The organism is Streptomyces sp. NPDC003032 (assembly GCF_053591415.1).
In genome coordinates, this window is the sequence record NZ_JBSFTT010000059.1 from 15,639 (window position 1) to 31,175 (window position 15,537).

12 protein-coding genes and 3 pseudogenes are annotated in these 15,537 nt (G+C 65.9%); 9 read left to right on the plus strand and 6 right to left on the minus strand.

The features are described from left to right. The first annotated feature begins 105 nt into the window (after positions 1–105). From ACWDZ7_RS39730 to ACWDZ7_RS39750, 5 genes and pseudogenes are all read left to right on the plus strand, one after another. Positions 106–348 carry a hypothetical protein gene (locus ACWDZ7_RS39730; RefSeq protein WP_451803635.1) on the plus strand — a complete coding sequence of 81 codons (243 nt, stop codon included), beginning with the start codon at positions 106–108 and terminating at the stop codon, positions 346–348. 1,241 nt (positions 349–1,589) lie between these two features. Continuing rightward, entirely contained in the window at positions 1,590–1,760 is a 171-nt protein-coding gene (locus tag ACWDZ7_RS39735) for a hypothetical protein (protein ID WP_451803636.1), read from the plus strand. Between the two features lie 123 nt (positions 1,761–1,883). Next, positions 1,884–2,732, plus strand: coding sequence for an alpha/beta hydrolase (locus ACWDZ7_RS39740; protein WP_451803637.1), 849 nt, complete (start codon positions 1,884–1,886; stop codon positions 2,730–2,732). 299 nt (positions 2,733–3,031) lie between these two features. Beyond that, positions 3,032–3,187, plus strand: a pseudogene (locus ACWDZ7_RS39745) (transposase); the annotation flags it as partial. A 171-nt stretch (positions 3,188–3,358) separates the two neighbouring features. After that, positions 3,359–3,767, plus strand: a pseudogene (locus ACWDZ7_RS39750) (reverse transcriptase/maturase family protein); the annotation flags it as partial. A 29-nt stretch (positions 3,768–3,796) separates the two neighbouring features. Here the strand turns inward: ACWDZ7_RS39750 and ACWDZ7_RS39755 are convergent. Beyond that, positions 3,797–3,994, minus strand: a complete 198-nt coding sequence (locus tag ACWDZ7_RS39755; RefSeq protein ID WP_451803646.1) for a transposase — start codon at positions 3,992–3,994, stop codon at positions 3,797–3,799. A 139-nt stretch (positions 3,995–4,133) separates the two neighbouring features. On the opposite strand from ACWDZ7_RS39755, the gene ACWDZ7_RS39760 reads away from it, so the two are divergent. Next, entirely contained in the window at positions 4,134–4,637 is a 504-nt protein-coding gene (locus ACWDZ7_RS39760; RefSeq protein WP_451803638.1) for a transposase family protein, read from the plus strand. Between the two features lie 417 nt (positions 4,638–5,054). Here the strand turns inward: ACWDZ7_RS39760 and ACWDZ7_RS39765 are convergent, their stop codons facing one another. Next, positions 5,055–5,528: a hypothetical protein gene (locus tag ACWDZ7_RS39765; RefSeq protein WP_451803639.1), complete on the minus strand. Its 474-nt coding sequence runs from the start codon at positions 5,526–5,528 to the stop codon at positions 5,055–5,057. A 1,196-nt stretch (positions 5,529–6,724) separates the two neighbouring features. Here ACWDZ7_RS39765 and ACWDZ7_RS39770 point away from each other — a divergent pair. Continuing rightward, positions 6,725–6,906 (plus strand): annotated as a pseudogene (locus ACWDZ7_RS39770) (IS30 family transposase); the annotation flags it as partial. A 199-nt stretch (positions 6,907–7,105) separates the two neighbouring features. On the opposite strand, the gene ACWDZ7_RS39775 reads toward ACWDZ7_RS39770, so the two are convergent. The 3 genes from ACWDZ7_RS39775 to ACWDZ7_RS39785 all read right to left on the minus strand — a co-directional run bounded on the left by ACWDZ7_RS39775 (position 7,106) and on the right by ACWDZ7_RS39785 (position 12,164). Continuing rightward, complete coding sequence (locus tag ACWDZ7_RS39775; RefSeq protein ID WP_451803640.1) at positions 7,106–8,452, minus strand: NucA/NucB deoxyribonuclease domain-containing protein; 1,347 nt, start codon at positions 8,450–8,452, stop codon at positions 7,106–7,108. A gap of 428 nt (positions 8,453–8,880) precedes the next feature. Then, a complete protein-coding gene (locus ACWDZ7_RS39780) occupies positions 8,881–11,655 on the minus strand; it encodes a hypothetical protein (RefSeq protein ID WP_451803641.1) in 2,775 nt (924 codons plus the stop codon). Positions 11,656–11,657: 2 nt separating this feature from the next. Further along, positions 11,658–12,164 (minus strand): hypothetical protein, encoded by a 507-nt coding sequence (locus ACWDZ7_RS39785; protein ID WP_451803642.1) that lies wholly within the window; start codon positions 12,162–12,164, stop codon positions 11,658–11,660. A gap of 521 nt (positions 12,165–12,685) precedes the next feature. On the opposite strand from ACWDZ7_RS39785, the gene ACWDZ7_RS39790 reads away from it, so the two are divergent. Together ACWDZ7_RS39790 and ACWDZ7_RS39795 are read left to right on the plus strand one after the other, a co-directional pair. Then, positions 12,686–13,102 (plus strand): hypothetical protein, encoded by a 417-nt coding sequence (locus ACWDZ7_RS39790; protein WP_451803643.1) that lies wholly within the window; start codon positions 12,686–12,688, stop codon positions 13,100–13,102. A gap of 222 nt (positions 13,103–13,324) precedes the next feature. Continuing rightward, on the plus strand, positions 13,325–13,660 hold the full coding sequence (locus tag ACWDZ7_RS39795) for an AAA family ATPase (RefSeq protein ID WP_451803644.1): 336 nt from the start codon (positions 13,325–13,327) through the stop codon (positions 13,658–13,660). Here ACWDZ7_RS39795 and ACWDZ7_RS39800 read toward each other — a convergent pair. Continuing rightward, entirely contained in the window at positions 13,627–15,384 is a 1,758-nt protein-coding gene (locus ACWDZ7_RS39800; protein WP_451803645.1) for a LysR family transcriptional regulator, read from the minus strand. The genes ACWDZ7_RS39795 and ACWDZ7_RS39800 overlap by 34 nt on opposite strands. Positions 15,385–15,537 lie beyond the last annotated feature (153 nt).

Below are 15,537 nucleotides of genomic sequence, written 5' to 3' on the forward strand. Positions count from 1 at the left end.
GCCTCGACGACGGCCGACCCGACTCGAGCCGCACCGTCACCGGGCTCGACATCACCGTCCTCGCACCCGCAGCCGAACAGCGCCTCCTGCCCAACATTTCACGAGATGACCGACACATTCACCGGTCACCGCACAGCCGCCGGGAACGCGTCCTTCAACTCCTGCGGGCTGCCCCCCGGCCGCCACTGGACCGCTCACGAACTCGCACGGCACCTCGGCGACATCATCCTCGGCACCATGCACCGACAACTCAACCGATGGGCCGAGGACGGCCACCTCAGAAAGCCCGGGCGCGGCGTCTACACGGCCGCTACGAACAACCCAGTCAAACCCCCTTGCGCGGCCTGAGAGTTTGTTAACTACCCGGCCTTGGGATGGACCCTGATCACCAGGGTGGCCAACGAGGTAAGCATCCTGCTCAGGCCCAGCGGAGGAAAGACGGTGCTCGCCCGACTCCCCTGGTGATCCGATCGACGCGACGATAAGCGGTACATGAGGTGAGCACCGACCGCCGATGGTGGCATGCTCGCCACCCACGCGGGCAAGCGCGCACTGGAGAACAGAAAGACGATAGCGCTTCCACCGATGACTGTCCCTCAGCCAGGACCGAGATGGACAGGGACCTGGTGGTGACCGAGCTGCTTCGCACTGCTGCTGAGGCGGTTACCGCACTGTGCGCACAGTCCGCCGCTGCTGTCGGCCATGTTCCTGCACATGAGTTGCCCGACGTGTGACGGCGGTCGCTCGGGGCAGGCGCGCTGTATGGCCGACCTTGGAGAGCTCCTGCAAGCAACCATGCTCCGCCGCCACTTGACCGCGCAGGCCCTCGCTGAGCGGACTGGTATTCGGACACCACGCATTAGGGTCTTTACGCAAGACGGCGCCCAGGGACCTGTTCATCCCACCGACCAGGAACTCGCTGAAATCGCTGTGGCCTTGAGGCTGCCTCTGACCGAAGTCCTTGACGCCGCCCGTGCTCCGGCCAGGACCATGGCCTGACATCCGCACCCGTCGCGGCAGTGATCGCGGTCTTGTTACCCGCCGTCCTTCTAGGGCTGATGCTAGCGCTGGGCCGCTATGAGGAATGTCTGTTCAACGCCCGGCGCGCCCGTCACCGCCGCCTCCACACGGGTCGGCATGTCCGCCCGTCGGCAGCGTCCAAACCGCGAGGGGTGCCGCCGAGATAAGCATAAAAGTCACCAGTCGGTGGGCCTTGAGGTCGTGAGGCGGCGGCCCTCACCCGTTCGGCCGAGTGCCGTTGGTGGCGTTGGCTGCCTTCTGCGCTGGGGAGCCGTATCCCCAATCGAACGGTTCGTGTATCCACGGTTCAAGCGGCTTACCATCGGACAGGAGCTGCATCTGCCTTTCATTTCGCCCCGGGCGGAGGCGGCGTGCGCAGCCAAGTCGGTGGGTTTCGGCACTATCGGCTCGCGCTGCTGCTGGCGCTGACTGCGCGCTCGAAGGCGTGGTTATACCGGCCAGTTCTGGAGCGGCTGTGACCCGGATAGCACCTTGGCCTGCCCGGGCCTGCGCCCCTAAGAGAGTGCACGCTCAGGGCGGAGCCGGACTACGCCCTGTCCGATTCGAAGGTGTGGCTGCTGGAGTCGGTGCTCGCCCACGCGCCGACCACGATGGAGAAGTCACGCAAGAAGATCTGGGTGCTGCGCGACGATGTCGCCGAAGCTCTGCGTGAGGGCCGGTATGACGGTCCGGGGTCGTTCTTCTCGCAGCGGGGGAACAACGCGAAGCCGGCAGCTTAGGCTCGGGGCAGGCATATGAGCTGATGCGAGAGGGCGTGACCAAACGTACGGTGAGCGCGGCGGCCGACGAACCTGAGCTGGCTGCCGCCACCTACGGGCACCCCGACGTCAGGGAGGTCAGCCATGCCACAGCCGACGTTCGTCCTGGTTCACGGCGGTAACGGTTCATCCGCCGACTGGGCAGGGGTCGTACGGGAACTCGCTCTGCGAGGACACCGTGCCCTTGCTGTGGACCTCCCCGGGCACGGCACGGAGGCGTTCTTCCCGCAGTGTTACCAGGCACCGCAAGATCTCTCCGCACTGCGCACCAAGCCCTCGCCGCTGAGGTCGATCACCCTGGACGACTACACCGACCGCGTGGTGGGCGTGGTCCGCCGTGTTCACCCGTACGGCCCGGTCGTCCTGGTCGGTACGAGCCAGGGCGGCGCCACGCTGAACCGGGTCGGCAACGCGGTGCCCGAATTGCTGGAGCGACTGGTCTACGTCTCGGCCTTCTGCTGCGTGACGCTCCCCTCCATCGTCGACTACGTCACGAAGACACCCGAGGGCCAGCAGAGTCTGCTGTCGGCCATGCCAGCTGTGGAGACGCCCGAGGAACTGGGCGTCATGCGCTTCAACTGGCGTTCCAACGACCCGCAGGCGCAGGCGGCGGTGCGCGAGGCGTACGCCGCGAGCTATCCGGAGGACGAGTTCCTTGCGCTGCTGAACGCCTATGAACCGGACGAGACCGCGTTCATCGGCCGGTCCGACGCCCGCTGCCACCCCGAGGCCTGGGGCAGCATCCGTCGGACCTATGTTCGCTTCAGTCAGGACCGCGCGATTCCGCCCGCCCTGCAGGACCGCATGATCGCCGAGGCCGATGCGCTGACCCCGCACAATCCCTTCGACGTCGTTACCCTCGACGCCCCGCACGTGGGCCCGCGCGACCCGCAGGAGCTGGCGACGGTGCTCGCAGCCCTAGCCTCACGCTGATCAAGGCCAACAGGTCAACGGCGCGGCAGTCAGGCGACGGCCTAGCCGCCCGTCTAGCTCGTTGGAATGGGTCAACGGACTCTGACAGTCGGGGATCTCGCAGCTTCCCGGTGCGGCAGCATGGTCAACGGGCATGCTCGGGTAGTTCCCGATGACTGATGCAGTTTTCGAGGTGCCCGTTGTCCCTCCACCCGCGTTCCGGTGAGCAAGTCCCGCCTCTGACTGCGCAGGTCACGCGGGCGAGTGACCCCGGCGGCACGACGGCGATATGGGTGCGCGATCGGCTGGACGGGCTGTGGTGTGACGAGGACTTCGCCGACTGGTACCCGCGTGACGGGCGGCGGGGTCTCTCCCCTGCTCAACTGGCTACCGTCTGTGTGCTGCAGTTCGTACTCGGCCTGTCGGACCGGCAGGCTGCCGAGGCGGTTCGTTGCCGCATCGACTTCGAGTGTGCGCCGTTTCACTCGGCGCTGGTTCGCTCCCGCAGGGAGCCGAGGTTCGGAAGGAGGTGGCCTCGGGGCTGCCCGCCTGACCTGGACGCGAAAGCGCGAGGGGACAACAGCATGGCGGGAAAGCATGGAGGGTCGTGAAGGCATCGAAGACCCTGCCGGGTGAGGCGAGTCGGGCGCGGTTTAGGTCTGCCGACGTGGTCGGACAAGCTGCTGCAAGAGGTAATGCCCCTGTTGTTGGAGGCGTATTACGAGCCGCAGTTCTCCGATCACTCCCACGGATCCGGTATGGCCGGGGCTGTCACACTGCCTTGCAGGAGATCTATTCCGGGTGGCGTGGCACCACATGGTTCGTTGAGGGAGACATCGCCCAGTGCTTCGACCGGCTCGACCAGCAGGTCATGCGGTCGATCCTGGCCGAGAAGATCCATGACAACCGCTTCTTGCGGTTGGTCGACGGACTGCTCCAGGCCGGGTACCTGGAACAGTGGCGCTATCACGCGACGTTGAGCGGTTCGCCGCAAGGCGGTGTGATCTCGCCGATCCTGTCCAAATCTACCTGGACCGGCTGGACAAGTACATCGAGGCGAACCCATGTCGCGTTCCTCCTCCAGCTCACGGATCCTCTTCCGGGCCGCGGCCAGTGCCGCCTGAACGTCGTCGACGCCGGCCTGCCGCAGCGGCCGCCGGCGAGGAGTTGGCGCCGGGGCGGCACCCGTTGGCGGCCCGGATCCAGTTCCGCAGTGTCTCGGTGTTCACCCCGAGATCACCGGCAACCGACTTGATCGTCGCTCCCGGCCTCGACCGGTACAACGCGACCGCGTCCGCCTTGAACTCGGCGGGATAGTGCTTCCCCGCGGGGACCCGTTCGGCGTGGGCCGCTCCACCATCACCCGCGCCATCGGTGAGGTGCGGTCACCGCTCGCTGAGCCAGAGCGCACCATGGGCCCGGGTGGCGGCTGCGGACACTGGCCGAGATTGTCGGCCCCTCGATGCCAGTGGGAAGACCGGGATCATCGACGGAACCGAGATCCGCGTCAGATACCCGGCCGCCGGCCGCAAGGACCGGGACAAGTTCATCTCCGGCAGGAGCAAGCAGAACGCGGTCAAGACCATGGTCGTCACTGACGGCGGCCGCCGCGTGCTCTTCTGCAGCCCAGCTCAGCACGGGAGCTGCGCGGACATCACCCATGCCCGCCAGTCAGGGCTGGTCACGCTCCTGGACGGTGGGGCGGCCGTGGAGATCCTCGCGGATGCCGGCTGCCAGGGCCTGGGAGCCCAGACCGCCGGATGTGTGGAGACGCGACCGCACCGCGAGTTCAAGCGACACCATCCAAGCCATCGCCGCGCTGCTGTCCCAACAGCAGACCGCCGACCTGACCTCCGCACAGCCCATGTGACACCAGTCCCACCGAGGCCCACGACGTTTCACCGCCTACTGTGCACAAGTTCGTAGGGCCGCGGAGGCTCGAGGAGTTCTGCGAATCGAGCCTTCTGAGACTGCTACGTCGTCGTACGCAGTCCGGGCACGTTCTGCCCTTGGGGGGGTCGCTTTGAGCGGCCTCCTCGGGTCGGCCATCGGGAGTCTCCTGCGCGGTGACCTTCGTGAACACCTGTTCCGCACGGGCCAGGGTGAGTCGCATCGTGCCGTACGGTCCCACCGCTTACCCCGTGCGGTGTCCGTGCCGGTGTAGTTCTTGTACTGCCTGAACACCAGCGTCAGCCGCTACCGAGGACCCTGGCGTCGTCTCCCCGGACCGGGCTTCTACCGGCTGGCTACCCAGAGCTTGTTGTCCGGTTAGACCCCTTTGAGCTGCGAAGACGTCCGGACTGCTGGACGTACGCTTAATCGTGTGACGACTCTGCTTGCTCGTCAGTCCCATGCGTTGAAGAGGACTCCGCCCAGCGTGGTGATGCCGTAGGAGCGAACCTGACGCCACTCGCCCTGTGTGAGCACTGAGGTGTCCACATCGGAGAGTGGTGTGGCGAGTTGATCGCTGCTCAAGACTGAGAATCCCGCGTTGGTGAAGGCGTGAGCCCACGACGGCGGCGCGAGGAACTCCTCTCCGCACCAGTCCCGGCGCGCCTGGGCGAAGGCGATCCAGGGGTGATGAGCGTGACACAGGACGATGCTCTCGCCTGTGCGTCCGACGACAGTTGCTGTATGGAAGGTCCGGGGATATGCCTGCTTCTCCACCTCGCCTACCGCGACTCCGGCGAGGCGGGCAGCGGGATACAGTACGGCGCGGAACGCCCGCAGGCCAGTCTCCGGGAGCGGACCGTCCTTCGGCCGGAAAAAGCCTGTGGCCCCACGCGGAAGCGTGAAGCCGATGTTCCCCTCATTCATGCCACTCATTTTGCCTGGTGCGCTGCGCATCGGCTGTCGTAGGCGCGGTGAGCTGCTGGCCCATGCCGCGCGTTGGGGTTCGGCGCCCACCTTGTGGTGGGGGGATATATGCCTCGCCGGTGGCGAGGATCTGCCACGTGGCTCTGGTACGGCAAGCGTGAACCGGTGACTGACCGTGACCGTGTGGCGTTGTGATGAGTGTGCGACTTATCGGGGCTTGATCGCTTGTTCCCTCACCTGTCGGAGGCGGCCATCGACAGCGTCGAAGGGGACGCCGCAGAAGTGCATGTCCTGTGACGTCGAAGTCTGCGGATTGAAGCTTCACTTTGCGGGGGATCTTTCGGACTGAAGAGTTACCTTGCGGACAGGGGCGGGGTTAGCTGGTCGTGGTGCCGTCGGACACGGAGATGTCAGCGGGGTTGGACAGCCGATGTCACTGATCTGGGCACGAGGGATGTCACTAGGAACGTGGCGGCGCGGAGTCCGTGTCAGTGGCCGGTGACGGCTCGGCGAGCATCCGCAGGCTGTACGCGACGTTGTCGGGCAGGACATCAACGAGCTCACTGCGGGCACCGGCGGACGCCTCGGCGACCTCTACGGCCGACGCAGGCTCCTCCTGTGTAGGCCCGCAATTGGAATGTCCCGTTCCGGCATGACGACCTGCGCGTACTCGGCGTGTCTCATTCGTGGGCCACGGCATTCTGTCTCACGATCTTGTCCCCTCGTGCGTCGAGGTGCTTCGACGAACTGGTGGCGTGGAGTCAGCTGCCGAGCGGAATCGTCTTCCAGAACTTCCACATGATGGTCTTCTCGGCGTCGTCGGCGACGACATCAACTAGGGCGATGACGTCGATGTGAAGCGGGGCGTGGCTCGGACGGACCCGGCGTACGTGAGCTCCGCGGTCAGCGCCCGTTCGGCCTCAGTGACCGCGGCGGCCGGCTTGGCGCTCAACCGGTAGAGCGTGACGTGGGAGCTACTCGTCCCCGACGTGCGTGAGCGGGTCGTTCTTGGTTGCGGCACGGATGCCAGACACGAGACCGGCGAGCTCTGGGTTGCTCTTGAGGTCCACGGAGACGTAGGCGTGTACGAGAGACGGGGCCGTGCCCTATTGCCATAGGGTTTAGCTCTCCTGTAGTGAAACCGTTCAGGCCGCCAGGCAGTAACCGGCCTGGACGAGCAGGGGGCAGAGACGGGGCAGCGCGGCTCGAGCGAGAACGTCAACGGCTTGATCCGCCAGTACTCCCCAAGGGCACCGATCTCGCTGGCCACACCCGCGCCCGCCTCGACGCGATCGCCGCCGAGCTCAACAGCCGTCCAAGCAAGACGCTCGGCTGGGAAACCCCAGCCGAGCGTCGGTACAATCTGCTCGCGGTCTGAACAACCGGCCACGGTGTTGCGACGACTCCCCGAACTCGCCAAAGCCTCGGGGCCTACACGCCCACAGCCAAATTGGCCAACAACACCTCAAGAGGATGCCGGGCTCACTCGTCAGTTGGCGACGGTGAAGTCGACCTACGAGCGCTCACACATTCGCGCGATCAGGACACGAGCTGAAGCCGACAGACACGACAGGTCGTCAATCGATGATGTTGACATAATAGCTGTCCATGTCCTTGTACAGCATCCTGTCGTAGAAGTAGTACCACCGTAGGTACGACCCTGCCCTGGCGTTCTGAGCCCCGTCGACGGCCTTGACCGAGTAGTCCCAGACTGGGCTGGCGGCGCCTTCCTGCGTCGAGGCGAAGGGGTACTCATCGCACTGATCGTCGCTCGGAATGGGACTCAGCCCGTTGCACGCCCGCCGTACCTCGGCGCGGTTCGGGCCATCTTCCGAAGTGGGGATCCGGTGCAGTCCGTTGTCCTGTGGGTTCTCAGGCACGTACTTGCCCGGGATCCTCTTCGGCGTGCCGGACGGAGGGTATGTCAGGTTGGGTGTGTCCTGTGCTTGCCTGATGTGCACCGCCACGTCGTGGACACTCACCGCTGCGGGGGAGTTGATCTGGTAGGTGATGTACGGGAGCACATCGTCATTGATGCATGCCAGCGGCCGGTTGGGGAAGTAGGTGGCCGAGTCGCACCTGATGAGATGCCAGGGTGTACGTACGGTAGGTCCGGCACCGCCGTCGACGCGAACAGCAGCGGTCAGATTCCATAGGTGGCGCAGAACCTTGTCAGGGGATGTGCTCTTCGTTTCGTCCGAGGTGATCAGCCAGTTGCGCCACTCGTCGTTTTCTTCCCACTCCGTCATCGTCTGAGCGACGCGGTCGTAGTGCACGGCGCAGCCGTTGTTGGTTCCGGTGTCGGCACAGGTGGCGCCGACATCAAAAACCACGTCGTCCTCGTCTTCGAACACACCCCAGTTGTCCCCGACGAAGGTCTGCTTGAACTCGACGAGGATGTCCCGGCTGTTGTGGCTTCCCCAGGCGATGGCCAGGTAGTTGAGTTTGGCTTCACCGATCAGTTCGCCGCTGGTGTTCCAGCCTTGCGCAGTGAAGCCGTGGTCCTGGCACCACCACAGGCGGTTGAAGACATGACCCTTGCCACCATCGGCCCGCGGGTCGTTTCTGCACCTTTCCAGAATGCTTTGGGGCGGGTCCTGCTGCGCCAACCGCCCGTTCTGTTCGGTGTTACCTACGGATTCGATGAGCTTGCGAGTCTCGGTGTCCGCTGGATTTACGTAGGAATGACTGCCGGTAGCTCGGCCGACGGCTCGGCCATCGGCCCTCGTAGCGGATCGGCGCGGTGACTGCGCGGAACTGGGAGCAGGTTTCCCGGCCTTGAGCTGGTCGTTGTTCGAAATGGTGATGGTGAACGGCTCTTTGTCCGTTGCGTCGCTTGCGGTCGCACTCTGCGAGAGATTGAAACCCAGCATCGCGGCGATGACCGAAGCCAGCGTGAAGCCCCTGAGGGCCCTGAAGTGCATGTGATTCCCCCAACCCCTTTTAGAGCGCGAGGGATGAGCTGAACGCTTCCCCCACACTTCGCGGTCGGAGCGTACCCACCGCAGCTGCTGGCGAGTACCTGCCAACCGCAGCCTTCTTGAGGATGTCTGAAAGTTGCTCGTTGGGGCTCGAAGGATCGCATCGCACGTCACGCGTCTGGCTCACCAGTTGGGCGCGCCTTGCGCGAACAGGCCCACGCTGCCCGAGGTGATCGCCGCCGCCGACAGTTGTCTCGCCCACTGTCCCAGACACGGGCCTCGACCGCGGTGGTGTGGAGTCAGCCGCCTTCATGCTGATAGGAAGGCGGAAGCAGGCTGCCCGCCGCGCCCGGCGTGATGCAGGGCCCACTCCATGTCGCGGCGGGTCTCTCCGTCTGGATCGAGCTCCATACGCCGCTACAGCCAGCCGATCACTTGGCACCGATCTGTTTGAGCCGTGCGTCCAGGCGGCGTTCCAGGCGCGCGTCCTGGAGGCTTTGGGCGGCGTCGAAGATTGTCATCTGGCCGGTGGCGCAGTGGTCGCCGGTGCTGCGGGCGGCTGTGTATATCGCCTTCCACAGCTCCTGCGCTGCGTGATCCGGGATCGGGATGAAGCGTTCGGCGCGCGCGGCGTGGCGGCTCAGCCTGCGGCATGCGGCCCTGCCGTCCCTGGTGGCTTGGTCGAGTGCGTCTTCGGCTGTGGCGTCGTCGGCCTCCTCGGCCAGAATCGCATCATTGGCGCGCTCGATGATGTAGACCTGCTCATCGAGCAACTTGATGTTGATCTCGATGCCTCCGGCCATGCGCCATGCCTGGTTAGCCTCGGAGATCTGGTCCGGCTCCGTAGGGTCGGCGGGTGCGGTGCCCTTAGCGACATTGGACAAAGTCCAAGCGGCCAGCACCAGCACCATGACGGCCAAGGGAACGGCCACGCGCGGCGAGCGGGCAGATGTAGATACAGGAGAGGCCGGGGGGTGAGACCCATCGTGGCGCCCCAGGAGGCGGCCTGCGAGTCCTCGTACGGCCGATCCTGTCACCGCGGCCCCGATGGTCATAATCGAACCGAACACGAATGGACCGGCCAGGTATTCCAGGGTTCGCGCACTGAATTCGCTGAACACGAAGGTGCGGTCGGTGCTCGTGCACACATCGACCCAGACGTTGAGCGGTCCCAGGCAGCCGTCGAGTATCCACAGGGTTTCGGTGCCGAGGGCGCCGGTCAGCAGCGTGATACCGCCCGCAGTTACTGCGTAGGGAACGGAGGGACCCCGAAGGGTCGCGGCCGTGATCGCCGCCGCGACGGCCGCAGCCGCTATCAGCACGGCCTCCACCCACGCCTCGTACAGCAACCAAGAAGCAAAGTCGGCGTCGGATCGCTGCAGATCGTCGTGCCACAAGCTGTTGAGTACCACCACCGCGATGAGTGCACCGATGGCGCAGATGAAGCCAGGGAGGAACACCTGGCGGATACCCGGCCGTGGGTCTTCCCGGGGCCGGAGCGGCGATCGGATCAAGATCACGGTGGGCGCCAGCCAGGACAGCAGAGCCCCGACCACCGCGGCCACGTTGCCCGACCCGTACGAGATGGAGTTGAGCAGGAGCGCGGCCGGGCGAGCCAGCGGCAGCCACCCGTCGGACGAGCTCACCCCGCTGAACAGCCTGGCGAGGCCGTCTTCGCCGTTGAACCCCTGAGTTACCCAGCGGAAGAAGAACCACAGGAGCGTCCCGAACGTAAGGACGGCGGTCAGCTGGCCCACCCAGGAACCAGGAGTGCGGAGGCGGGTGGGAAGTTGCTGCACCGACAGGGACGACAACTGAGCCATCCACACGCCGGCGACGATGGCCCCGGCGAGCACGATCACCAAGAGCCAGGGGTTGTGCGGCAGCCAGGCGTGGTCCGGCCGGCGCAAAGCGATCAGGCAGCCAGCCACCAGGCCGGTGCCTAGCGCGGTGCCCTCCCGCCAGCCCTGCGGATACGGAGTGCCGTTGTCGGCGGCGTACATCGCGGCGCGCCAGATCGGTGTGGCGACCACCGTCAGCACCAGGCCCGCAGTCAGCCACAGGACCGGCGTGCCGGGCCCGATCGAGCGGACCCCTAACAGGAAGAGGTCCTTGCTCTGCGAGGCCAGCACCGCACCCACAAAACCGGCGAGACCGATCGGCAGCAGGCCCACCCGGAAGAGTTGCGCCGGGTCGTCCACCGCCCGGCGCCGTGCGGCATTGCTGGGATGCCATGGTCGCCGCATCGCATGACGCAGGCGGACATGCCATGGGCGCGGCATGTCTCTCCCGGCAACTAGCAGGCCGCGTAGATCGCCGCCCCACTCGGGCGGCAGCGCGTCGGCGTGGTATTCGCGAACCCGGAGGATGTCCGCACGCGCCAGGTACACGGCCGTCACCAGGCCCAGAAGAACAAGAGGGGCCCGTTCGCCGAAGGGGCCCTCGAATCCGGGGGTCGCGGTGTCGAAGAGTGGAGCGAGGATCAGGATGACTACGGGGGCCAGCACCACGAGCAGGAACGCTCGCCAGGCCGCAACGGTGGCGTATGCGAGTCCGATGTCACGGTTGACGATGTGGTTGAGTTCGTGCAGTACCACTCCGCGGAACGCCTGCAGGTTGTTGTTAGGCTGCTCAGCTACATCGGTGGCCCGGTGTTTTGCCCGACCGGTGGCATACCGGCTGACGAGTCCGGCGTTCAGGGCGATCGTGTTACGGCCGAACCTCCCGAACGCCACGGCGCTACAGCTCCGTTCGAAGGGAGCCAGCGCGAAGCGCACGCGGTGAGCAGGCACACCAGTGCGGCTGCGCAGCTCGGCGAGCTCGGCCAGTAGCGGGTCGGCGGTTTCCCGACTCGAACTCGGGACGGCAAGGGGGACCAAACACCGGCGACGGTGCTTCCAGGCCGGGAGCAGCACGTAGATGATCAGCGCGACGACGGCGAGGCCGAGCACTGCCAAGAACGTCTTCTGCCAGGCTGGGCAGATCGCGGGTTGGTGCCCTTCCATGCACCGTAAATACATCGCATGCACCGCAGGTTGGTCCGGGCCCTTAACGGCGTCGGAAACGATTTGGCAGCCGAGATCTTTCGCGATGGCCTTGTTGTCGCCGGTGAAGAAGCTGTACAGCCAGATGACGCTGGACACGGTGATGAGCGTCAGCAGGAGGACGAAGCGGAAGGTGGTCCCGACACCGGTGCGGCGGCCCACGGTCACTGCCCGGCAGCCGGGCCGTTCGAGTCGTCGTCTGCGCCGAGTGCGAGGCGCCCGGCGATCCGCTCAGCCACGGCGCGGGCCGCCTCCTCGGCGATCTGCGACTCGACAAGCTTCTCGACAATCAGGTCGTGCACGGCGCGAACTTGTTCACGCGGGAGTTCATGCAAGTTCACGGCCACCGGCGGACGACGGAACACTCGCTGCAACCAGGAAGTGAGGAGCGCTCCGGCAGCTCCGCCGACGACCGCGCGGAAGCTTTCCTCAACCGACATCATCAGCATCGGGCCGAGTACGGCCGCGATTTCGCCGATTCCGAATCCGAGGGGGTCGCCGTGACTGCGCTGTCGTCGCAACCGCCGCACGACCCGCTCATCGTCGGGGTCGTTGAGCAGGGCGTCGAGGACACGCTGCTCCTCGGCAGGCGCGTAGTCGTGCACCACTGCAAAGGACACGGCATCCCGTACGACGTCACGCAACTGAAGCCCGCCATGTTCCACCATCATTTCCCCCGTTCCTCCTCATTCGTGTTCGGCAAATTGACCGGCGTCGGCCGGTGCACTGTCGGCCGTCGCTACACCCCTGCCCTCCCCAAGCGGCAGGCTATCGACACCGCGCACCCCTCAGACGACGAAATCAAGAACCGGCTCATGCATCAGCCTTCTCAACAACGCCCGACCAAGGCGGTGATGGAGCACCAGCGCCACCGGATACCTTTCGAGAACGTCTTCTGTCCGGCCTGCCGCGGTGATGCGGTGCACCGACTTGCCCGAGCAGGGCGGGGAGGGATGCGAACAAGTACAGGTCATCAGCGTGCCCCTCGGTCATATCCACGGGAACGGGAGGGGCGGCACTCCCTGTGAGGGAGTGTCACTAAACGTTCCCCACCCCAGTTCGTGTAGATATGGACGGTCACCGCTGGGCGTCTGACTTCCTTACGTAGTGGAGCGATCCTGCCATCAACTACCCAGCGCGTGCCCAGGGGTTGACGGTTGACTCGACGCCATCGGTCACTAGATGATGCGTCATGGCCTTCATCCGACGCCTCGGCCCACCTATCGCCGCAGTGATGTTGCTGTCCGTCTCCGCCTGTGGCGACGCCGACGCAAAGGCGCGGGAGGGGTTCAGAGAAATCGCACAGGATGTCACCGACGGATTCAAACCAGAGGAGTTCTGCGAAAAGCGCATTACGGCTGATAAGCAGACATGCCTGGACGGCTTGGCCAACGCTGCGGCGTACTGCCCCTTCCCCGACGGCAACATACCCAAGATCGTCGAGTCGAAGGAGGCGGGGAACGGCCGCACCCTGCTCATCAAGGGCAAGTTCAGTAACGGCGGAAGGTATACCAACAGGGTCTGGGTTGGTGAGGACGAAGGCAGGATGAAGCTCGACTATTTCTACTGGCTGAAGCCGGACAAGCAGCCGCCGTGCGAGGTTGATTAGAAGTCTGGCGAACTCGGCGCCGAGGGGTCAGGAGGGATGTGCTCATCTGCTCGGTCCGTCGGCAGGGGTCCTGCAAACCGCGGACATGGCAGGGTCCAGGGCGTGCCAAGCACCCCCCGAGTCACTGGGACTGCGGCCCGGTGACGGCCAGCCCCTGTGGGCGAGGGCGGGCTTCCATAGGTGCGTTCGCGCCTTGCCCGGTGCGCTCACTGCATCATGGCTATGCGCCCTGTTGCCGACGCCGTACGCGCCTGGCTCATCGAACAGGTGGCCGCCAGCCACGATGTCGTCCTGGACCACGGTCTGTGGCTCCGTGAGGACCGCGAAGCGTGGAAGAAGCAGGTGGAGGCCGCTGGCCGACGCCCGCGCCTGGTGTACCTCCCCGTCGAGAAGGCGGATCTGCTGCGGCGCCTCGAGCAGCGCAACCAGCGCGAGGACGCCAACGCCCTCACCATCACTACCGAGGCACTCGACGACTTCTTCGCCCGCTTCGAGCCCCCAGCCCCCGGCGAGGGCGCCATCGTCTACACCGGCGATGTGGACGCCGTCCTGCGATGAGCGCCGCTCACCGCCTCGGCACCGCGATGACGGTCGCCGAGCAGATCAGCGACCGGGCGGGCCGCGGCCAGGATCACTCTCCCGAAATCGGTCAGGCGCATCCGGTGCCCACACTGGCCACGGATCAAGAGCTGCCCCCGCAGGTCGCGCTCCAGGTGCTGCAGCTGCACGGTCACCGACGACGGTGACGTGCCCACGGCGCGGCAGTACGCCGCGAGCGTGGGATAGTCCGCGGCCTGCAAGAACCGCAGGAGTCGACGACGCCCGTCGAACGTCCGCACGGCAGGCTGCAGAAGGGCGGGGAAACGATCGACGCCCGGCGCGTCAGCGGGGCGACGTCGAGGCTTGTGCCTTTCCTTGTACGGGCGGCGCACGGTCGCGCGGTCCCAGGTCTCCCGTGGCCGGTCCGCCAGGCTGTGTGCCCATTGTTCGACGGCCTGGACGACTTCCTGGCCCAAAGGGGTGAGTTCCACCTGCCGGCCCCGGCCCGCTCGGATCAGCAGCGGGCCGCCGATGTCCTCCTCCAGACGCTTGAGCCGCATGGTGAGCGTCGCCGGGCTGATGCCGTGTGTCTGGCAAGCTCCGGTGAGGGTGGGATAGCGGACAACCTGGATGAAGACGCGCAGTCGGCGGAGCGCGTAGGAGTTGCCCAGGGCGGGCCGCAGCACTTCCGGCGCCGTAGCAAACTCCTGCCGCGGGGTCTTCGGCTGCCGGTTGTTCCGCGTCGCGATGCCGTGTTCACGGACGCGGGCGGCGACGGCTGATCCGCTCATGCCGATCTCCTGGCCGATGTCGTCCAGCGTGCGACGCTGAACGACGTACTGCTCGTAGAGCCACGCCCGGTCCAGGGCTCCGCACGGCCGGTGAGGGCGCCGTGAGATGCCGTACTCGTCGGCGAGCGCGGCCAGGGCCTTCCGGTTGATGCCGGTCTCGCGCTGGATCGTCAGGAAGGGCATGCCCTGCTGCACGTAGAGGCGTTCCATCTGGGCTCTGGAGATCATTAGCCGGGCAGCGTGCAGGCCCTTGAGGCCCCGCTCCATGCTGTGAGCGGTCGGCTTCGCCGCAGGTGCAGGGTGCTGGCCGAGGACATAGCGCAGTGTGCGCAGGTCGGTCCCCAGCTCGACGGCGATACGGGTGCTCGCCTGTCCGGCACGGACGCGGCGGTGAAGATCGGCAAGGTTGATGTCGCCAGGGTCTGCACGGGGCAGGTCAAGGCCGTCGAGCAGTTCGGCGGGCGGCTCCCAGGTCAGCGGCTCGTCGTCGATCCCGTGATGTTCCAGGAACACGCTGCCGATCTGGTCGAGCTCGGCGGACATCTCCGGGGTCAGGACGTAGGGGAACCGAACGCGGCTGTTGCGGAGGTTTTGGCGGTCGCGCGGCGCGTCCGGCATTCGAGGGTGGGGCAGTCCGCTGATCTTCTCGAAGAGGTGGCTACGGGCGACCTGGTAGCGCGTGCCGGCCCCCGGCTCCGTCAGAGTGCGGCGGCACAGGGCGATCCACTCGCTCTCGGGCAACAGCGCGGCGTAGTCGAGGCGTCGCCGCCGGCCGTAGTCGATCGGCACCGTGTGAGTGTCGAGATACCCGGCGAGCCGGATCAGGGCGAGCTGGATGCCCTCGTAATGAGGATCGTCGCGGAGCGCCTGGAGCACATGCGTCAGAACGGGCTGGTTGATGAGGTCGCCGACCTTCTTGACCGCATCGGGGAGTTCCAGTCGGCTGTTCACCAACATGAGGCTGGCCGAGAGCGCGGCGGCGAGGTTCTCGCGAACCTGCGGGACGGGGTTAACTGGCTCTAACAAAAGCTGTTGATCAAGTGACTATCGGCTTGGTGGCTCGTTGGTCAGGTCATGGCGAAGCGTCAGTCGCGGCCGTGGATC

Bases quoted from the DNA above. Each gene is read 5' to 3' on its own strand.
- ACWDZ7_RS39730 (WP_451803635.1), top strand. From the start codon at position 106: ATGACCGACACATTCACCGGTCACCGCACAGCCGCCGGGAACGCGTCC.
- ACWDZ7_RS39740 (WP_451803637.1), top strand. From the start codon at position 1,884: ATGCCACAGCCGACGTTCGTCCTGGTTCACGGCGGTAACGGTTCATCC.
- ACWDZ7_RS39765 (WP_451803639.1), bottom strand. From the start codon at position 5,528: ATGAATGAGGGGAACATCGGCTTCACGCTTCCGCGTGGGGCCACAGGC.
- ACWDZ7_RS39775 (WP_451803640.1), bottom strand. From the start codon at position 8,452: ATGCACTTCAGGGCCCTCAGGGGCTTCACGCTGGCTTCGGTCATCGCC.
- ACWDZ7_RS39785 (WP_451803642.1), bottom strand. From the start codon at position 12,164: ATGATGGTGGAACATGGCGGGCTTCAGTTGCGTGACGTCGTACGGGAT.
- ACWDZ7_RS39790 (WP_451803643.1), top strand. From the start codon at position 12,686: ATGGCCTTCATCCGACGCCTCGGCCCACCTATCGCCGCAGTGATGTTG.
- ACWDZ7_RS39795 (WP_451803644.1), top strand. From the start codon at position 13,325: ATGCGCCCTGTTGCCGACGCCGTACGCGCCTGGCTCATCGAACAGGTG.